Origin of the sequence: Streptomyces sp. NPDC005266 (assembly GCF_040607655.1) — a bacterium.
Classification (GTDB): Bacteria; Actinomycetota; Actinomycetes; order Streptomycetales; family Streptomycetaceae; genus Streptomyces.
Genome location: NZ_JBEXHC010000004.1, coordinates 126,486 through 142,783 on the forward strand (window position 1 = coordinate 126,486; position 16,298 = coordinate 142,783).

Genomic DNA, 16,298 nt, shown 5'->3' on the forward strand with positions numbered 1-16,298 from the left:
CGAACGCATTCGCTGCGACCTTGTTCGTAGCGAACGTGTTCGTTGCGGGCCGGTATGGCTCACCGACACCGCCAAGGCGGCCGTGCTGGAGCACTTCGCCGACTGGGACGAGAGTCTGCGAGCCCTGATCGCCGACGCCGACGCCGACGCCGACGCCGACGCCGACGCCGACGCCGACGCCGACGCCGACGCCGACGGCCCCCCTGGTGCCCCGCGGGATCCACGCCCTGCCCGCCGCGCACCGCTGGGGTCGCGTCCCCCGCGTCACTCTGCCGGCGACGCCGCCCACCTGATGTCGCCTTTCGCCGGTGTGGGTGCCAATCTCGCGATGCTCGACGGCGCCGAACTCGGCGCCGCCCTGGCTGCCCACCCCGGCGACACCGAGGCCGCGCTTTCCGCCTATGGGCGGGCGCTGTTCCCGCGCGGTGAGGCGTCCGCGATCCTGTCCGCCCGGGGCCTGGGCCTCTGCTTCCGCGGCGACGCCCCTCGGGGCCTGCTCGATCTGTTCACCATCTCATGACATCTTTCACACCCGCCCCAGGCGTAAAAGGTACGGAACGTGCAAACCTCCTAGGCGACATAAGAGGTTTATCCACTCTGGTGGATTTGCGCCCTCCGTCCTGTGAAGACCGGCAACGCATCGCCGCCCTCCGCTGACCCCCTGGACACCCAAAGCTTCTGACGGCATGACAGCGACGCGGGCGATCCCCGGAGCCGGGTCAGCATGACTCGGCGCACATCGCAAGCGCCGTCCGCGCTACGAAGTCGGGTAGTACCGAACATTTGTTGCCCCGCCGACGCGACGGCTCTAAGAATGACGGCCCACGAAGCGCCTCGGCGGCTTTGGCGTGGCATCGCTCAGAGCCGGCCGTGAGGGGGGTGGGCGTGCCGCGATGACGTAGTGAGGTCAAGGATGAGCAAGCACCGCAGCAGCAGGACACACCACCGGAAGATAGCCGTCGCCGCCGTCGCCCTCGCCGCCGTGGGCGTACCCTCCGCAGCGATGGCCGCCCAGGACGGCACAAGCTCCGCCGCCCCCACGGCCTCCAGCGCCCAGGACCAGGTCGTCGACCTCGTCAACAGCGAGCGCGGCAAGGCCGGTTGTGAGCCGGTGAAGGTGAACGACCAGCTGACGAAGGCCGCCCAGGACCACAGCGAGGACATGGCGTCCCACAGCAATATGTCGCACACCGGCTCCGACGGGTCGTCGCCGGGCGACCGGATCGAGCGGGCCGGTTACAGCTGGAGCACCTACGGCGAGAACGTCGCCCAGGGCTACTCCACCCCCAAGAGCGTCATGGACGGCTGGATGTCCAGCTCCGGCCACAAGGCCAACATCCTGAACTGCCACTTCAAGGAGATCGGCGTCGGTCTCTCGAAGTCCGGCAACTACTGGACGCAGGACTTCGGCGCGGCCCGCTGAGGCCGTATTGACGCCTTGTGCTGAGTTTCTGATCAAAAGCCCTGAACAGGCGCTCGGGCACGTTAGCGTCTGCTGCCATGCAGTGGACGGGCGTCATCGACAGCGTCAACCCGACCGCCGGGAAGCCGCCGGGCCGCATCGAGAGGCTTCGGCGGCACCGGCGGTGGCTGCTGACGCTCGCCGTGGCCGTTCTTCTCGTCCAGATGGCGGTCGCCATGGTGACGACGGCCGTGGAGCAGACTCCGACCATCGACGAACCCGTGTACGTGGGCACGGCGGAGGTTTATCTGCGCGAGCACAGCCTGCGCTACAACCCGGAGCACCCGCCGCTGGGAAAGCTGATCATCGCGACCGGGCTGGCCTTCACCCCCGTGCACCTCGACACCGCCTCCGCCGGCGACCAGACGGCCCTCGGACGGCGGGTGCTGTACGAGTCCGGCAACGATCCCTGGCGGCTGATGCTGCGGGCGCGGCTGCCGGTGATCGCGCTGACGCTGCTGTTCGGGCTGGTCGTCCTCGCGTTCGCCCGTGACCTGGTCGGAACCGTGGGCGGGGTGGTGGCGCTCGCCCTGTACGCGTTCTCGCCGGACGTCATCGCGCACGGCTCGCTGGCCACGCTCGACGTACCGGCGGCCGGCTTTGTGCTGACGTCGGTCTGGTTGCTGTGGCGGGCGCGGCGGCGGCCACGCGGGTATCTTCCGGCGGCCGGGGCGGCACTCGGCGCGGCCGTGGCCACGAAGATGAGCACGCTTCCGGCGGTCCCGGTGCTGCTGCTCCTGGCCGCCTGGTCGGTGTGGTCCGCCCGCCGGACGGACGATCCCACCCCGCGCGTCGCGGTGCGGCGTCTCGCGCTCGCCGGGGCGGCGGCGCTCGCCGTGGCGCTGGTGGCGGTCGCCGTGGTGTGGGCCGCCTACCTCGCCGTCGACCCGCGGTTGCGCTGGACGGCGCGGGAACACGTGCCCGCCGTCCACGGGCTGCGCGGGCTCGCCGTCGACTGGCTGCCGTTCCCGGAGGCGTACCGGGACGGGATGCGCATCCAGTTCGGCTTCGAGAACACGACCTGGCGCGGTTTTCTGCTCGGCCGGCAGTACGACGGCTCGCTGTGGTACTACCTGCCGGTCGCGCTGCTGGTGAAGACGCCGCTGGGCATGCTCGCGCTGTGGCTCGCCGGTGCCGTCGTGATGGTGGCGGTTCCCCGGCTCCGGCCGGCCGCGCCGTACGTCCTCGTGCCCACGGCCGTTCTGCTGCTCGCGGCCATGGGCGGGGCCCGTAACTTCGGCGTCCGGTACGCCCTCTTCATGCCCATGTTCCTGGCGGTCGCGGCGGCAGGCATGGTGCTCATCCGGCGGCGCTGGGCCCATGCCGTGACGGCGGCGCTGGTGCTGTTCGTGGCGGCCGGCTCGCTGCGTACGTATCCGTACTATCTGCCGTACTCCAACGAGGCGTTCGGCGGCCCCTCGAAGACCCATCTGCGCCTGCACGACGCCAACGTCGACTGGGGCCAGGACCTCGGCCGGCTGGCCGACCGCCTCCGGCAGCGGTACCCGGGCGAGAAGATCTGGCTCGTCTACAAGGGCAGCGGTGTGCCGTCGTGGTACGGCATCCACGCCTCCGACCCGCGCAAGGCGCCCACGAATCAGGTGCGCGGGCTGCTCGTCGTGTCGGATTCGTCGGTCGCGAAGGCCGAGGGCCGGCTGGCGGCACTGATCGACAGCAGCGAGCAGATCGACGAGGTCGGCCACTCCATCACGATCTACCGCCGGACGTAGTGGGGCTCTTCGCTCCGGCCTGGTCGGCCGTGGCGCTCCTGACCGCCTGCGCGGCCGCCTGGCCGGCCCGCGCCGACGGAGCCGCCTGTCCGGCCGCCATGACCCGCGCCGCGGTCGCCTTCGCGGGCACCTTGACGCCGCAGGCCACCCTCGCGGCCACCGTCGCGGACCTGCTCAACTGAAAGCTGTGCGCTTCACGCGCCGGTCAGCGCGTGGCGATGCGCGCCGCCACGCAGGGATCCTCGTTGCGGTAGCCGAGGCGGTCGTAGAGGCGTTCGGCGGGCGTGTTGTCGGCGAGCTGCCACAGCGTGCAGTACCCGTGCCGACGGATGGCGTACCGGGTCAGCCATGAGGTCAGCGCGGCGCCGAGGCCCTGGCCGCGCAGCCGGGCGTCCGTCGCCACCGACGCCATCAGCGGAGCCCCGCTGTCCCGCAGACTGTTCAGGGCCCCGCAGGCCACCAGCCGCCCGTCGTGGTCGCGGATCCCGGCCCACAGGCTGATGCCGGCGGAACCGGGGCCGGTCGAATGCGCCGGGCTGTGCTCCCTGAGGAACGCCAGCAGCTCGTCGTGATGGCGCTCGTCGAGCTCGACCACGCGCTCCTCGCCGCGCTGGACCTCAGGCTCCTCCAGGGTCCAGCGGAAGATCCACTCGATCACATCGGAGATCGGCAGATGGCGCGCGATGAGCTCGTCGGTGCCGCGCGGCCCGGTGAAATCCCGCACCCGCTCGGGCAGGCCCTGCGCGGCCCGCAGAATGAGCCCGGCGGCGGCCACCGGCTCGCCGACGCTCCACACATGGCCCCGGTCGTCGTCGAGCCAGGCGGCGGCCCCGTCACCGGCCCAGCCGATCCGCCCGGCAGGTCGCTCGCGCGCGGCACCGAATCGCAGCAGGGCGGAGCCTGGTCGCCGCTCCAGGCCCTGGTCGAACAGGTCCGCGGCGCGTGGAAGAACGCGTGGAGGAAGAGTCGTTGCCTGCATCGCTCTCAGGGGAAGGAGGAAAGGGACGGGCGACGGCCCGGACGCGCGGGCGGCGCGGCCGGAGCCGTCCACGGAAGGTTGGGGGACCCCGGCGGCGGCAGCGCCCATGACGCGCCCGGCCCACCAGGACGGCCTACTGTGACACACCGCCCCTGGCCCGGGGCAAATCCGCCGCTCACCCTGCAAAACGATCAGCCGCCAGGGTTGCGGAACCGGGTCAGGAGCCCCGCCGTGACGTGACCGGGAAGTGAAGGACTCGCGGGCAAGTCCCGAGGCCGCCAGGGTTGCGGAACCGGGTCCGGAGCCCCGCCGTGACGTGACCGGGAAGTGAAGGACTCGCGGGCAAGTCCCGAGGCCGCCAGGAAGCCACATAGGGAAAAGCAAGAGAGAGAAACGCCCCGGTCGCCTTGACGACCGGGGCGTTTCTCTGCGTATATTAGGGAATTCCATGTCCTGATGAATTCCAGACATGGTTAAACCCGATGAAGGCATCGTATCGCGGCGGGAGTTGCATTGTCAAACGTGGACGAGGAATTGCGTGGGGAGCAGGAATTTCTCGATCTGCTCCATGAGCGTCTCGCCGAGTTGAGGGCCGGAGCCGAGGCGGCGGTCAACTCGGCTCTGTCGAGGGCGGAGACAAACCTCCAGGCCCGGCTGGAGCGCGACGTGCTGGTGGCCGAGCGGTCCGGGCTGCTCGCCGCGTTCGACGCGGGGGAGCGGGGGCTGTGCTTCGGCCGGCTGGTGTTCCGCGACGGCAGCGATCACCACATCGGCCGTATCGGCATCCGGCGCGACGACGCCGACCGCACCCCGCTCGTCGTGGACTGGCGGGCCGAGGTGGCGCGCCCGTTCTACCTGGCGACCGGTCACACTCCCATGGGGCTGCGCCGCAGGCGCCACATCACCACCGAGGGCCCGCGGGTCACCGCCCTGCACGACGAGATCCTGGACCTCTCCGACCCGATACGGACCGGCCACGAGGGCACGGACGCGGACGCGGTGCTGTTCGCCGCGCTCGACACGGCCCGTACCGGCCGGATGCACGACATCGTGCAGACCATCCAGTCCGAGCAGGACCGGATCATCCGCGCCCCGCACCACGGCGTGCTCGTGGTCGAGGGCGGCCCCGGCACCGGGAAGACCGTCGTGGCGCTGCACCGCGCCGCGTATCTGCTGTACGCCCACCGCGAGCTGCTGGCCCGTCGCGCGGTGCTGATCGTCGGGCCCAACCCGGGGTTCCTCGGCTACATCGGGGAGGTGCTGCCCTCGCTCGGTGAGACGGGTGTGCTGCTCGCCACGCCCGCCGAGCTCTTCCCGGGCGTGACGGCCACCGGTACCGACACCCCCGGGGCCGCCGAGGTCAAGGGGCGCGCGGCGATGGCGGACGCCCTGGCCCGCTTCGTACGGGACCGGCAGACGCTGCCCGACCCTGCCACCGTCATCGACCACGACGACGGCGAGCTGGTGCTGGACGCCGACATCGCGTCCGACGCGCGCCACCGGGCCCGGGAGAGCGGGCTGCCGCACAACCTCGCCCGTCCGCACTTCGCGTTCGGCGTCATCGACGGGCTCACCGAGCAGCTGGTGGACCGGATCGGCGCGGATCCCTTCGGCGGGCCCAACCTGCTCGGCCCGGACGACGTCGCCCTGCTCGGCAAGGCGATCGCGGCCAACCCCGCGGTGCACGCCGCCATCGGGGAGTTGTGGCCGACGCTCACCCCGCACGAGCTCGTCGCCGACTACCTCGCCGACCCCGTCCACCTCCCCGACGCCGACGCCGCCGCGATCCGCCGCACGGGTGGCGAGTGGACCCCCGCCGACGTCCCCCTGCTGGACGAGGCCGCCGAGCTGCTCGGCGAGGACGACTCGGCGGCCCGCGCAGCCGCCGAGGGGGAGCGACAGGAGCGCATCGCGTACGCGCAGGGCGTGCTCGACCTCTCCTACGGCTCGCGCACCCAGGAGTTCGATGACCGCGACGACGAGGAGTCGGAGGTGCTGGGCGCCCACGACCTGATCGACGCCGAGCGGCTGGCGGACCGGGCCGAGGAACGTGACCACCGCAGTGCGGCCGAACGCGCCGCCGCCGACCGCACCTGGGCCTTCGGCCACATCATCGTGGACGAGGCCCAGGAGCTGTCCGCGATGGCGTGGCGGCTGCTGATGCGGCGCTGTCCGACTCGTTCGTTGACGCTGGTCGGCGACCCGGCGCAGACCGCGGAACCGGGCGGCTGCGGCTCCTGGGAGGCCATCTTGGGCCCATACCTGCGGGACCGCTGGGAGCACACAAGGCTCGGCGTCAACTACCGTACGCCGACGGAGATCATGGCGATCGCGGCCCAGGTGGCCCGGTCCGCGGACCCGGACTTCGAACCGCCGCGCTCGATCCGCGCCACGGGCGTACGCCCCTGGGCCGTCCGCACCGACGATCTGCCGGGCGCGGTGGCCGCCGCCGTGGCCCAGGAGACCCGCACCGAGGGGCGCCTGGCGGTGATCGCCCCACGCTCCCACCACGACGCCCTGTCGGCCGCCGTGCCGGCCGCGTCCGCCGGCCGTGCACCGGACCTGACCAGCGCGGTGGTGCTGCTGGATCCGCGGCAGGCCAAGGGGCTGGAGTTCGACACGGTGATCGTGGCGGAGCCGGCGGAGTTCGGGACGAGCGATCTGTATGTCGCGCTGACCCGGGCCACCCAGCGGCTGGGCGTGGTGCACACGGGTGCGTTGCCGGCGGGCCTGGAGGAGACCCTGGAGCACCGGCTCACCGCGGCCGGGGCCGGGGCCGGATGAATCCGCTGGCCGGGCGCTCCAGGCGCTCCCCGTCGACGGTGAGGTCCACGGCCTCGTTGTAGAAGGCCACCCGGTCCCCGATGGCGCCCACGGCCGGCAGCGGATCGGGATAGCTCCAGGCGATGTCGGGCGGCACGTCCCCGCCGCCCGACCAGGACCAGTAGGCGGTGGCCTCGCCCTTGTACGGGCAGCGGGTCCGGTGGCCGGAGGGGGTGAACAGATCGAGGCGGACGTCCTCGCGCGGGAGGTAGTACCGGACGGGCAGACCCGTCTCGAACAGGAGCACCGGGGAGCGCGTGTCCGCCACGATCGTGCCCTCGATTCCGACCTGGACATGGCGGGCGCTGGGCAGCGCGTCGGCCCGCTTGTGCGGGTCACGCGGGTGGACGAAGATCTCCTCGTCCTCCTCGGACCAGTGGTCGAGCACCTCCCGTCCGAACCATGCGAAGGCGATGTATCCCGCCAGCTCCTCGCCGGGGTAGGTCCATGCCGCCTCAGTGACGGTCCCACCACGGGCCTCCAGGTCGTAGAAGACCGTCGCCCCGGCATGGCGCCCGGTGGCGGGCCGCACGGTCTCGCGCAGCAGGTCCGTACGGACGTCCTCGCGTGGGAAGGCGTACAGCGGCACGGGGCGGCCCGGCTCCCACACCAGCACCGGACGGCGGCTGTCCACGACCGTCACATCGCCCTTCGTGCCGCGCACCCAACGCTCGCTGGGCTCCCAGATGACGCGGTCGGCGGGATCGGGCGGACGCCGCAGCACGGGTGCGGGGCGCGGCTCCTCACTCGGCACGGTCACGGGTCGTCACCTCCGCCCCTCCGGCGCCGGTACGTACCCGGCGGTTCCCCTCCACCATGCCCGCCCCCGCCCCCGTGCGCAGCTCACCGGTGGCCGGAGGCGACGGTCCTCACCAGGTGACGGGCAGCTCGTGCGCGCCGTAGATGACCATGTCGCTGCGCATCGGGACCTCCTCCGGGGCCACGGCGAGCCGCAGCCCCGGGAAGCGGCCGAGCAGACCGCGGTAGCCCGCGGCGAGCTCGATGCGGGCCAGATGCTGCCCGAGGCACTGATGGATGCCGTACCCGAAGGCCAGGTGACTGCTGCGGGGGCGTCCGATGTCGAGCGTGTCGGGGTCCTTCACCAGCGCCTCGTCGCGGTTCGCCGCCGGGACCGAGACCGCGACGCTCTCACCGGCCCTGACCGTGACGCCGCCGACCACCACGTCCTCCAGGGCGATCCGGACCGGGAAGGCGTTGACGATGCTGAGGTACCGCAGCAGCTCCTCCACGGCCCCCGGGACCAGCGAGTCGTCCGCCCGCAGCCGCGCCAGCTGCCCGGGGTCGCGCAGCAGGGCGAAGACGCCGAGGCTGAGCATGTTCATAGTGGTCTCGTGCCCGGCGACCAGCAGCAGCGCCGCGATGCCGTTGATCTCCGCGTCCGTCAGCTCGGCGACCATGGTCAGCTTGGAGATCAGATCGTCCCGCGGCTCCTTGCGCCTGGCCTCGATCAGCGCTCCCATGAACGCGCCCATCGTGGCCCGCGCCGCGATGAAGTCCTCGTTGGTGCGGTCCTGGCGCAGAAGTTGCGTCGCGACGGACTGGAAGGTCGCCCGCTCCTCGTACGGGACGCCCAGCATCTCGCAGATCACCAGCGAGGGAATCGGCATCGCGAAGTGGCGTACCAGGTCGGCCGGTTTGCCCGCCGCTTCCAGGGCGTCCAGCTGGTCGGACACGATGGCCTCGACGCGCCCCTCCAGCTCGCGCGTCCGCCGCACGGTGAAGTACCGCATGAGCAGCCCGCGGTAGTGGCCGTGCCGCGGCGCGTCCATGAACAGGAACGAGCCGGTCCCGTTGCTCTTGTTCGCCCGGACCCACTCCGGGACGGCCCGGACGGGGTCGTCCCCCCGCCAGCGCTCGGCGCTGAACCGCGGATCCAGCAGCACCTCGCGTGCCTCGTGATATCCGGTGACAAGCCAGCCGGCGCTGCCGCCGACGAACCTCAGCGGGGTGACGGGCTGTCCGGTGAGCAGTGAGCGGGCCGGGTTGATGTAGTCGTCCCGCTCGCGGGGGTAGGAGGGGAGGTCGTCGTGGGCCGTGGGCATCGGTGCGTTCACAAAGGCTCCCTCGTGATCGTCCCTGATCCTTCGCCGGTAGGGAACCCTACCGGTAGGGTTCCCTACCGGCGAAGGATCAGGGGTCGGCTACCGTACGGATCCGGCCAGGTCCACACGACCGGGGGGAGAGAGTCACCGCATGCCGCCGCAACGGTCGAAGACCGTCGAAGCGCTGCTCGCCGGAGCGGAGCGGGCCTTCGCCGAACGTGGCTTCCACGGCGCCTCGATCGGCTACATCTGCCAGTGCGCGGGCAGGACCACCGGGGCCTTCTACTCGAACTACGACAACAAGCTGAAGCTCTTCCTCGACGTCTTCCGCCGCCACAGCGACCGCACCGCCGAACACATCGGTGACCGGATCGCCGACGTGGACACCGAGCGGGACCTCGCCCCCCAACTGGCCCGCATCTTCGCCGAGATCATCAGCGGCGGGGCCCTGGACGAGCGGTGGGTCTTCATCCATCTCGAATTCCGGCTGATGGCCCACCGAGACCGGAACGCGGCCATCGCCCTGGTGGAACACGAGGAGCGGTTCAGCCGGCGCATCGGCACCATGCTGGACGCCCTGTTCGAGCGGACGGGCCATCGCCCCGTCCTGCCGGGCGCCGAACTGGCCGGACTGCTCGGTGCGATGACCCGCGGCGTCAAGCTGGACCGGGGCATCTACACCACCGGCGGCGTCGCCGATCCGCTCACCGGCGACCACATGACCAGGGCCCTGGAGGGCCTCTTCACCCCTTCTCCCGTGCCGCCCTCCCCTTCGGGGGAGAGTCGAGCCCAGGAGTATCCCGGCCACCTTCCACCGCCCCGCTAACCGCCTCGCGGATCTAGTGTCGAGGGCATGGACAGCGACAACCTGCTCGGACGGTTTCTGCGTGCCCGCCGCGAACTGCTGCGCCCCGAGGACCTGGGGCTACCGGCCGGCCACCGGCGCCGGGTGACGGGGCTGCGGCGGGAGGAAGTGGCGATGCTGGCGGGGGTGAGCACCGACTACTACGTCCGTCTGGAGCAGGGGCGCGAGCGCAGCCCCTCCGTGCAGGTGGTCGACGCTCTGGCCCGGGCCCTGGCCCTGGACCACGACGCGGTGTCCTATCTGCACCAGCTGGCGCGACCGGCGCCGGCGCGGCGGCGCGGGCCCCGGCGGCGTGAGCGGGTCAGCCCGACGCTGGTGCGGATGATGGCCGACTGGCCCCGGACACCCGCCGTCGTACTGGGGCGGTGTCTGACCGTCCTGGCCCACAATGCCCTGGGTCAGGCGCTGTTCGACGGCCACACCTACCAGGGGGACCTGGTGCGGCTGGTCTTTCTCGACCCGGACGCGCGGGAGTTCTACCCGGACTGGGAACGGGTGGCGGTCAACACCGTTGGCGGGCTGCGGGCCGGGGCGGGTGTCGACCCCGACGATCCCCAGCTGATCGATCTGGTCGGCGAGCTGTCGCTGAAGAGCGAGACCTTCCGCAGACTGTGGGCGCGCCATGAGATCCGCCAGAAGACCCATGAGACCAAGCGCTTCCGCCACCCCGTGGTGGGCGAACTCGTGCTGGAGTACGAAGCACTGACCGTCAACAGCGCCCCGGGACAACAACTGGTGGTCTACCAGGCCGAATCGGGAAGCTCCTCCGAACGGGCGCTGGCCCTCCTGGGCAGTCTCACCGCCGCCGAGCCGTCCGCCCCTGCCGGGCCCGCCGAGCCGTCCGCCCCTGCCGGGCCCGCCGAGCCGTCCGCCCCTGCCGGGCCCGCCGAGCCGTCCGCCCCTGCCGGGCCCGGGGCGAGCGATCCCCTCACCACTGCTCCGAAGGGCCCTTCCGCATGACCGTCAACGACACACCCGTCTGGTTCATCAATGGACGGCTGTTACCGTCCGGCACCGCGCCGCCGAGGCCGGGCCCCGGCCGGACGGGGGTTGCCTGATCCGGCGGGCGCGGCCCGCGTCGCCTACGATCCCGCTGTGGCCCTCTTCCGCATCGAACGACAGTCGTCGCTGCCCGCCGCCGAGACCTGGCGGCGGCTCACCGACTGGGAGCGCCATGCCGCCCACGTACCCCTGAGCGCGGTCACCGTCCGGCCGGCGGGGCCGACGAGGCCGGGCACGGTGGTCGTGGTGCGCACCGGTGTCGGCCGGGCCGGGTTCGACGACCCCATGGAGGTCGTGCGCTGGGACCCGCCGACGGACGAGGGCGCGGGGTTCTGCCGTCTGGAGAAGCGCGGCTCGGTGGTCAGGGGCTGGGCCGAGATCGAGGTGCGCCCCGGGGACGGCGGCGGGTCACGGGTCGTGTGGTGTGAGGAGGCCCGGGTGCGGGGACTGCCCCGGCTGTTCGACGCGCCGACGGCCTGGTCCGGCCGGCTGCTGTTCGGGCGTGTGGTCGACGCCCTGCTCAAGGAGCAGCAGAGGCCGGCCGTCCGACCTAGGGAAAGCGGGTGACGTAGCGGCGTTGCCAGGGCGTCTCCACGGCCCGGGAGGCGTAGTGGCCGCGGACGTAGGCGACCGCTTCGCCGCGGGGGACGCCGTCGAGCACGGCCAGGCAGGCCAGGGCCGTACCGGTCCGCCCGTATCCGCCACCGCAGGCGATCTCGACGCGTTCGTCCTCGGCTCGCGTCCACGCCTCGCGCAGGGCGTGGACGGCCGCCGCGCGGTCGGACGGCAGCCGGAAGTCCGGCCAGCGAAGCCACCGGGCCTCCCAGCCGACCGGGGGTGGCTCACGGCCCAGCAGATACAGCGCGAACATGGGCACCGGGCCCGGTGGCAGCGGCCGCCGCAGCCCGCGCCCGCGCACCAGCCGTCCCGAGGGCAGCCGCAGCACCCCCGCCGCTGTGGGTTCCCACGTGTCGGTCATGACGCGAGCCTAGCGGGGGCCGACGTCCGCTTCCCGCCTCGGCGGTTGCCGTACGCGCCTCACCTGCTGGGCAGCACCCCCGCCGCTGTGGGTTTCCACGTGTCGGTCATGACGCGAGCCTAGCGGGGGCCGACATCCGCTTCCCGCCTCGGCGGTTGCCGTACGCGCCTCACCTGCTGGGTCCTACGTTGAGACGTCCGTATCCTGGCGCGTATGAGACGCACGTCGTTTGCCCAGTGGCCCTGTTCGGTCGCGCGCACCATGGATCTGCTGGGTGACTGGTGGACGCCCTTGGTGCTGCGTGAGGCGTTCTACGGTATCCGGCGGTTCGACGCGTTCCAGCAGTCCCTGGGGATAGCGCGGAACACCCTGACCGACCGGCTCCGCCGGCTGGTGGACGAGGGGCTGCTGGAGAAGCGCCCGTACCAGACGGACCCCGTGCGCTACGACTATCTGCTCACGGAGAAGGGGCGCGACTTCTTCGGGGTGATCATGGCCATGGTCCGGTGGGGCGACCGCTGGCTGAGCGGCGAGGACGGGCCGCCCGTGGTGTTCCGCCATGACCGGTGCGGACACGACAGCCATGCCGAGGTGGTCTGCTCGGAGTGCGGTGAGCCGATGACGTCCGAGAACACCCGTGCCCGGCTGGGTCCGGGCTATCCGCCCCGGCTGGCCGAGCGGCCGGAGGTCAGGGCGCGCTTCGCGGACTGAGTCCCGGCGGGTGACCGTGCTGCCGGGATTCTGCCTTGACAGGTGAGTCTATCTACGCAACTCTCGTGGTCGCAGCAGTGGTTGCCCGAGGCAAGGAGGCTGAGCGGCGATGGAGTGGACGGGTGCGCGGTATGCCGACACACCGACCGTGGAGGTGGACACCTGGATCGACGCCTCTGTGGAGCGCGTCTGGGAACTGGTGTCGGACATCGAACGGATGCCCGCCATGAGCGCCGAACTCCAGTCGGTCACCTGGCAGGACGCGGCGGCGCGCCCCGCGCTGGGCGCCCGGTTCACCGGACGCAGCAAGCACCGGGACCTCGGCGAGTGGGAGACGACCTCGTACATCGTGGAGTACGAGCCGCCGCGCGTTTTCGGCTGGGCCGTACAGGACCCCGAACATCCCGCCGCGAGCTGGCGGTTCACCCTCCAGCCGTACGACGGTGGCACGAGGTTGAGCCAGTGGGTGCGGATGGGCCCCGGTCCTTCGGGGCTGTCGTTCGCGATCGAACGGATGCCGGAGAAGGAGCAGAAGATCGTCTTCGTCCGGTTGCGCGAGTTCGAGAGCGGCATCACCGCCACGCTCGCGGCAATCAAGCAGCAAGCCGAGGCCGGGGGAGGGGCGGGCGTCTGATGCGCACCGCCACCACCGTCGAGGCGTCCGACGGCAACTGGTCCGAGACGGTCGACTTCGTCACCGAGGCGGAGAAGCTCGGCATGGACATCTGCTGGGTGGCCGAGGCATGGGGCTCCGACGCCCCCTCACCACTGGGCTATCTCGCCGCCCGCACCGAACGGTTGCTGCTCGGCTCCGGGATCATCCAGCTTGCCACCCGCAGCCCGGTGCTGATCGCCCGCACCGCCATCACCCTCTCCCGGTTGTCCCAGGGGCGTTTTCTGCTCGGCCTCGGCCCCTCCGGTCCGCAGGTGATCGAGGGCCTGCACGGCGTTCCGTTCGCCCGCCCGGTCTCCCGGACCCGGGAGACCGTACAGATCCTCCGGCAGGTCTTGGCGGGGGAGAAGATCGCCCACTCGGGACGGGAGTTCCAGATTCCGCTGCCCGGTGGCGAGGGCAAACCCATGCGCCTTTCCATGCGCGCCGAACACCACATCCCGCTCTACCTCGCCACGCTGTCCCCCAAGATGCTCCGGCTGACCGGAGAGATCGCCGACGGCTGGCTGGGCACCAGTTTTGTCCCCGAGGGCGCCGGGCCGGCCTACTTCGGTCATCTCGACGAGGGGCTCGCCGCCTCCGGGCGCACCCGCGCCGATCTGGACGTCTGCCAGGGCGCCGAGGTCAACTTCGCCGAGGACGAGGAGCGGTTGCGCGCGATCGTCGCCCCGCGCAAGAAGGAACTCGCCTTCAGCCTCGGCGGGATGGGCTCGAACACCACCAATTACTACAACGACGCCTACAGCCGCCAGGGCTGGGCCGAGGTCGCGGCGGCCGTCCGAGAGCGCTGGCAGTCCGGTGATCACGAGGGTGCCGCCGGCCTGATCACCGACGAGATGGTGCTCAGCACCACCCTCATCGGCACCGAGCCGATGGTCCGCGAACGGCTGCGGATCTGGCGGGACGCCGGGGTCACCACCGTCCGCCTCTACCCGGCCGGGGACACCCTCGAGGCCCGTCTCACCACGCTCGGCCGGGCCATCGACCTCGTCCGGGCCGTTTCTTTCCAGTGAGGAGTCATCCATGACCGACGCGGTCAAGCACAGTTATGTCGATGTCAACGGGGTCGGACTGCATGTGGCCGAACAGGGGGAGGGGCCACTGGTCCTTCTGCTGCACGGCTTTCCGGAGAGCTGGTATTCCTGGCGCCATCAGTTCGGACCGCTGGCGGCCGCCGGATACCGGGTGGTGGCGCCCGATCAGCGCGGCTACGCCCGCAGCGACCAGCCCGATGACGTCCACGCGTACAGCCTGCTGCATCTCACCGGCGATGTCATCGGCCTGATCCACGCGCTCGGTGAGGAGCGGGCGGTCGTCGTCGGCCACGACTGGGGCGCGCCGGTCGCCTGGGCCACGTCGATGTTCCGTCCCGATGTCGTACGGGCCGTCGCCGGGCTCAGCGTCCCGCCGAACCTGCCGGCCGGACTGGCTCCTCCGTCGCTCGCCCGTGAGCTGTACGGGGACGGCTTCTACCAGGTCTACTTCCAGCAGCCCGGAGTCGCCGACGCCGAGTTGGGGCAGGACCCGGCCGCCACGTTCCGCCGCGTCCTGTACGGCGGTTCCGGCGACAACCCCGCCAACGATTCGCCACAACCCTGGGTCATCCCCGACGGTGCCACCTTCCTGGACACGGCCCCGGAGCCGGAGCGGCTGCCCGGATGGCTCACCGAGGACGACATCGCCGCCTTCGCCACCGACTACGCCCGGCACGGTGACCGCGCCTTCACCGGGGGCCTCAACTGGTACCGGAACATCGCGCGCAACAACGAACTGCTCACCGCGTTCCAGGGACGCGGCATCGATGTGCCCGCCCTGTTCGTCACGGGCGACCGCGACATGGTGCTCTCCCTGCGCGGCGTGGACAAGGCGATCAAACACCTCGACACCATCGTGCCGCGGCTGTACCGCAGCGTGCTGCTGAAGGGCTGTGGCCACTGGACCCAGCAGGAGCGCCCCGACGAGGTCAACGCGGCGCTGCTGGACTTCCTGGCCCATCTGGACGGGGGAGGCGGGACCCTGACGTAAGGCAGTCGACCATGGCCGCGATCGGTGGCCAGGACCACTGGCCGGCGCGCGTCAGCAGAAAGCCGCGACGGGTGCCGGCCAGTGGTTCCAGCGGCCGGAAGACGACATCCGTACGGGATCGCCCGATCCCCGACTCGGCCAGCAGCGCCACCCCCAGACCTGCACCCACCAGGCTGTTCACCAGATGCGCACTGTCCACGCGGTGGGCGATCCGGGGCATGAACCCGGCGATCGCGCACACCCGCCGCACCAGTTCGTCGTCATCGGTGCCCCGCGAATTGGCGATCCAGCCCGTGGCGGCGAGGTCCGGCAGCCCGGCCAGCTCGACGGGGCGGCCGGCGCCCGGATGGCCCGCGGGTACGGCCAGATACAGCGGCTCCTCCCGGAACTGCCGGGCGCTCAGCTCCCGTGGCACGGCGCGCGGCACCAGGCTGTAGTCGTACACCACCGCCAGATCGATGCCACCCGACCGCAACAGGTGCACGGACTGCTCGGGCTCGTGCTCCCGCACCTCGGCCTCGACCCGCGGATACCGCTCGCGCAGCCGGCTGAGCGCGGGCAGCACCACCGGCTCGACCGCCGTGGAGAAGCTCGCCAGCCGCACCCGCCCGGCCGGCTCGGCCCCGCCGGTCAGCTCCGCCCGTGCCTCCTCCACGGAGGCGAGAATGGCGACGGCGTGCTCGACCAGCCGCTCACCGGCCGGGGTAAGCCGCACCCGGCGGCCGACCGGCCGCAGCAGCCGCACCCCGATCTCCTGCTCCAGCACGGACAGATGCTTGGAGACCGCGGAGGTCCCGTACCCGGTGGATTCGGCCACCGCTGCCATGGTGCCGAGCCGTTGCAACTCGACCAGCAGCCGCAACCGGCCGAGATCGGGGAGCCGTCCGGTGTCCTCTGCCGTCACGCACACATTCTCCACTGATAGTGGCCAACACGTCCACCATTGGCCCGTGGACAGAAACGAACGCGTCCCGGTCCAATGAGCG

The 16,298-nt window shown here is 71.6% G+C and carries 16 protein-coding genes and 1 pseudogene; 12 read left to right on the plus strand and 5 right to left on the minus strand.

All coding sequences use genetic code 11. The features are described from left to right. Nucleotides 1-67: 67 nt before the first annotated feature. The 4 genes and pseudogenes from ABZU99_RS09585 to ABZU99_RS09600 form a co-directional block, all read left to right on the plus strand. Nucleotides 68-520, plus strand: a pseudogene (locus ABZU99_RS09585) (FAD-dependent monooxygenase); the annotation flags it as partial. A 393-nt stretch (nt 521-913) separates the two neighbouring features. Beyond that, nucleotides 914-1,423 (plus strand): CAP domain-containing protein, encoded by a 510-nt coding sequence (locus tag ABZU99_RS09590; protein WP_356049732.1) that lies wholly within the window; start codon nt 914-916, stop codon nt 1,421-1,423. A gap of 77 nt (nt 1,424-1,500) precedes the next feature. Beyond that, complete coding sequence (locus ABZU99_RS09595) at nt 1,501-3,192, plus strand: phospholipid carrier-dependent glycosyltransferase (protein WP_356049730.1); 1,692 nt, start codon at nt 1,501-1,503, stop codon at nt 3,190-3,192. Continuing rightward, the gene (locus ABZU99_RS09600) at nt 3,192-3,374 is read left to right on the plus strand and encodes a hypothetical protein (RefSeq protein WP_356049728.1); all 183 of its coding nucleotides are present in this window, start codon (nt 3,192-3,194) and stop codon (nt 3,372-3,374) included. The genes ABZU99_RS09595 and ABZU99_RS09600 overlap by 1 nt, the downstream gene beginning before the upstream one ends. 23 nt (nt 3,375-3,397) lie before the next feature. Here ABZU99_RS09600 and ABZU99_RS09605 read toward each other — a convergent pair whose 3' ends face one another. Next, nucleotides 3,398-4,171: a GNAT family N-acetyltransferase gene (locus ABZU99_RS09605; RefSeq protein ID WP_355941880.1), complete on the minus strand. Its 774-nt coding sequence runs from the start codon at nt 4,169-4,171 to the stop codon at nt 3,398-3,400. A gap of 534 nt (nt 4,172-4,705) precedes the next feature. Between ABZU99_RS09605 and ABZU99_RS09610 the strand changes: the two genes are divergently transcribed. Next, nucleotides 4,706-6,955, plus strand: coding sequence for an ATP-binding domain-containing protein (locus ABZU99_RS09610; protein WP_356049794.1), 2,250 nt, complete (start codon nt 4,706-4,708; stop codon nt 6,953-6,955). On the opposite strand, the gene ABZU99_RS09615 is transcribed toward ABZU99_RS09610, so the two are convergent. Together ABZU99_RS09615 and ABZU99_RS09620 are read right to left on the minus strand one after the other, a co-directional pair. After that, entirely contained in the window at nt 6,927-7,748 is an 822-nt protein-coding gene (locus ABZU99_RS09615; protein WP_356227795.1) for a DUF427 domain-containing protein, read from the minus strand. The two genes, ABZU99_RS09610 and ABZU99_RS09615, sit on opposite strands and share 29 nt — an antisense overlap. A gap of 115 nt (nt 7,749-7,863) precedes the next feature. Next, nucleotides 7,864-9,069 carry a cytochrome P450 gene (locus ABZU99_RS09620; RefSeq protein ID WP_355941877.1) on the minus strand — a complete coding sequence of 402 codons (1,206 nt, stop codon included), beginning with the start codon at nt 9,067-9,069 and terminating at the stop codon, nt 7,864-7,866. A gap of 139 nt (nt 9,070-9,208) precedes the next feature. Between ABZU99_RS09620 and ABZU99_RS09625 the strand changes: the two genes are divergently transcribed. From ABZU99_RS09625 to ABZU99_RS09635, 3 genes are all read left to right on the plus strand, one after another. After that, complete coding sequence (locus ABZU99_RS09625; protein ID WP_355941874.1) at nt 9,209-9,883, plus strand: TetR/AcrR family transcriptional regulator; 675 nt, start codon at nt 9,209-9,211, stop codon at nt 9,881-9,883. A 27-nt stretch (nt 9,884-9,910) separates the two neighbouring features. Further along, nucleotides 9,911-10,882, plus strand: a complete 972-nt coding sequence (locus ABZU99_RS09630) for a helix-turn-helix domain-containing protein (RefSeq protein WP_356044915.1) — start codon at nt 9,911-9,913, stop codon at nt 10,880-10,882. Between the two features lie 135 nt (nt 10,883-11,017). Further along, the gene (locus tag ABZU99_RS09635; protein WP_356044918.1) at nt 11,018-11,491 is read left to right on the plus strand and encodes an SRPBCC family protein; all 474 of its coding nucleotides are present in this window, start codon (nt 11,018-11,020) and stop codon (nt 11,489-11,491) included. Here the strand turns inward: ABZU99_RS09635 and ABZU99_RS09640 are convergent. Further along, entirely contained in the window at nt 11,475-11,903 is a 429-nt protein-coding gene (locus ABZU99_RS09640) for a protein-tyrosine phosphatase family protein (RefSeq protein WP_356044921.1), read from the minus strand. The two genes, ABZU99_RS09635 and ABZU99_RS09640, sit on opposite strands and share 17 nt — an antisense overlap. Nucleotides 11,904-12,116: 213 nt before the next feature. On the opposite strand from ABZU99_RS09640, the gene ABZU99_RS09645 reads away from it, so the two are divergent. The 4 genes from ABZU99_RS09645 to ABZU99_RS09660 all read left to right on the plus strand — a co-directional run bounded on the left by ABZU99_RS09645 (nt 12,117) and on the right by ABZU99_RS09660 (nt 15,312). Further along, a complete protein-coding gene (locus ABZU99_RS09645; protein ID WP_355941867.1) occupies nt 12,117-12,614 on the plus strand; it encodes a helix-turn-helix domain-containing protein in 498 nt (165 codons plus the stop codon). A 109-nt stretch (nt 12,615-12,723) separates the two neighbouring features. After that, entirely contained in the window at nt 12,724-13,248 is a 525-nt protein-coding gene (locus ABZU99_RS09650) for an SRPBCC family protein (protein ID WP_356044925.1), read from the plus strand. Beyond that, nucleotides 13,248-14,300, plus strand: coding sequence for an LLM class flavin-dependent oxidoreductase (locus ABZU99_RS09655; protein ID WP_356044928.1), 1,053 nt, complete (start codon nt 13,248-13,250; stop codon nt 14,298-14,300). The genes ABZU99_RS09650 and ABZU99_RS09655 overlap by 1 nt, the downstream gene beginning before the upstream one ends. A 10-nt stretch (nt 14,301-14,310) precedes the next feature. Continuing rightward, the gene (locus tag ABZU99_RS09660; protein ID WP_356044931.1) at nt 14,311-15,312 is read left to right on the plus strand and encodes an alpha/beta hydrolase; all 1,002 of its coding nucleotides are present in this window, start codon (nt 14,311-14,313) and stop codon (nt 15,310-15,312) included. Here ABZU99_RS09660 and ABZU99_RS09665 read toward each other — a convergent pair. Beyond that, nucleotides 15,251-16,216 (minus strand): LysR family transcriptional regulator, encoded by a 966-nt coding sequence (locus tag ABZU99_RS09665; RefSeq protein ID WP_356044934.1) that lies wholly within the window; start codon nt 16,214-16,216, stop codon nt 15,251-15,253. The genes ABZU99_RS09660 and ABZU99_RS09665 overlap by 62 nt on opposite strands. Nucleotides 16,217-16,298 lie beyond the last annotated feature (82 nt).

Coding starts and splice junctions, on each gene's coding strand:
- ABZU99_RS09640 (WP_356044921.1), bottom strand. CDS start 11,903: ATGACCGACACGTGGGAACCCACAGCGGCGGGGGTGCTGCGGCTGCCC.
- ABZU99_RS09630 (WP_356044915.1), top strand. CDS start 9,911: ATGGACAGCGACAACCTGCTCGGACGGTTTCTGCGTGCCCGCCGCGAA.
- ABZU99_RS09660 (WP_356044931.1), top strand. CDS start 14,311: ATGACCGACGCGGTCAAGCACAGTTATGTCGATGTCAACGGGGTCGGA.
- ABZU99_RS09650 (WP_356044925.1), top strand. CDS start 12,724: ATGGAGTGGACGGGTGCGCGGTATGCCGACACACCGACCGTGGAGGTG.
- ABZU99_RS09590 (WP_356049732.1), top strand. CDS start 914: ATGAGCAAGCACCGCAGCAGCAGGACACACCACCGGAAGATAGCCGTC.
- ABZU99_RS09595 (WP_356049730.1), top strand. CDS start 1,501: ATGCAGTGGACGGGCGTCATCGACAGCGTCAACCCGACCGCCGGGAAG.
- ABZU99_RS09605 (WP_355941880.1), bottom strand. CDS start 4,171: ATGCAGGCAACGACTCTTCCTCCACGCGTTCTTCCACGCGCCGCGGAC.
- ABZU99_RS09645 (WP_355941867.1), top strand. CDS start 12,117: ATGAGACGCACGTCGTTTGCCCAGTGGCCCTGTTCGGTCGCGCGCACC.
- ABZU99_RS09655 (WP_356044928.1), top strand. CDS start 13,248: ATGCGCACCGCCACCACCGTCGAGGCGTCCGACGGCAACTGGTCCGAG.
- ABZU99_RS09625 (WP_355941874.1), top strand. CDS start 9,209: ATGCCGCCGCAACGGTCGAAGACCGTCGAAGCGCTGCTCGCCGGAGCG.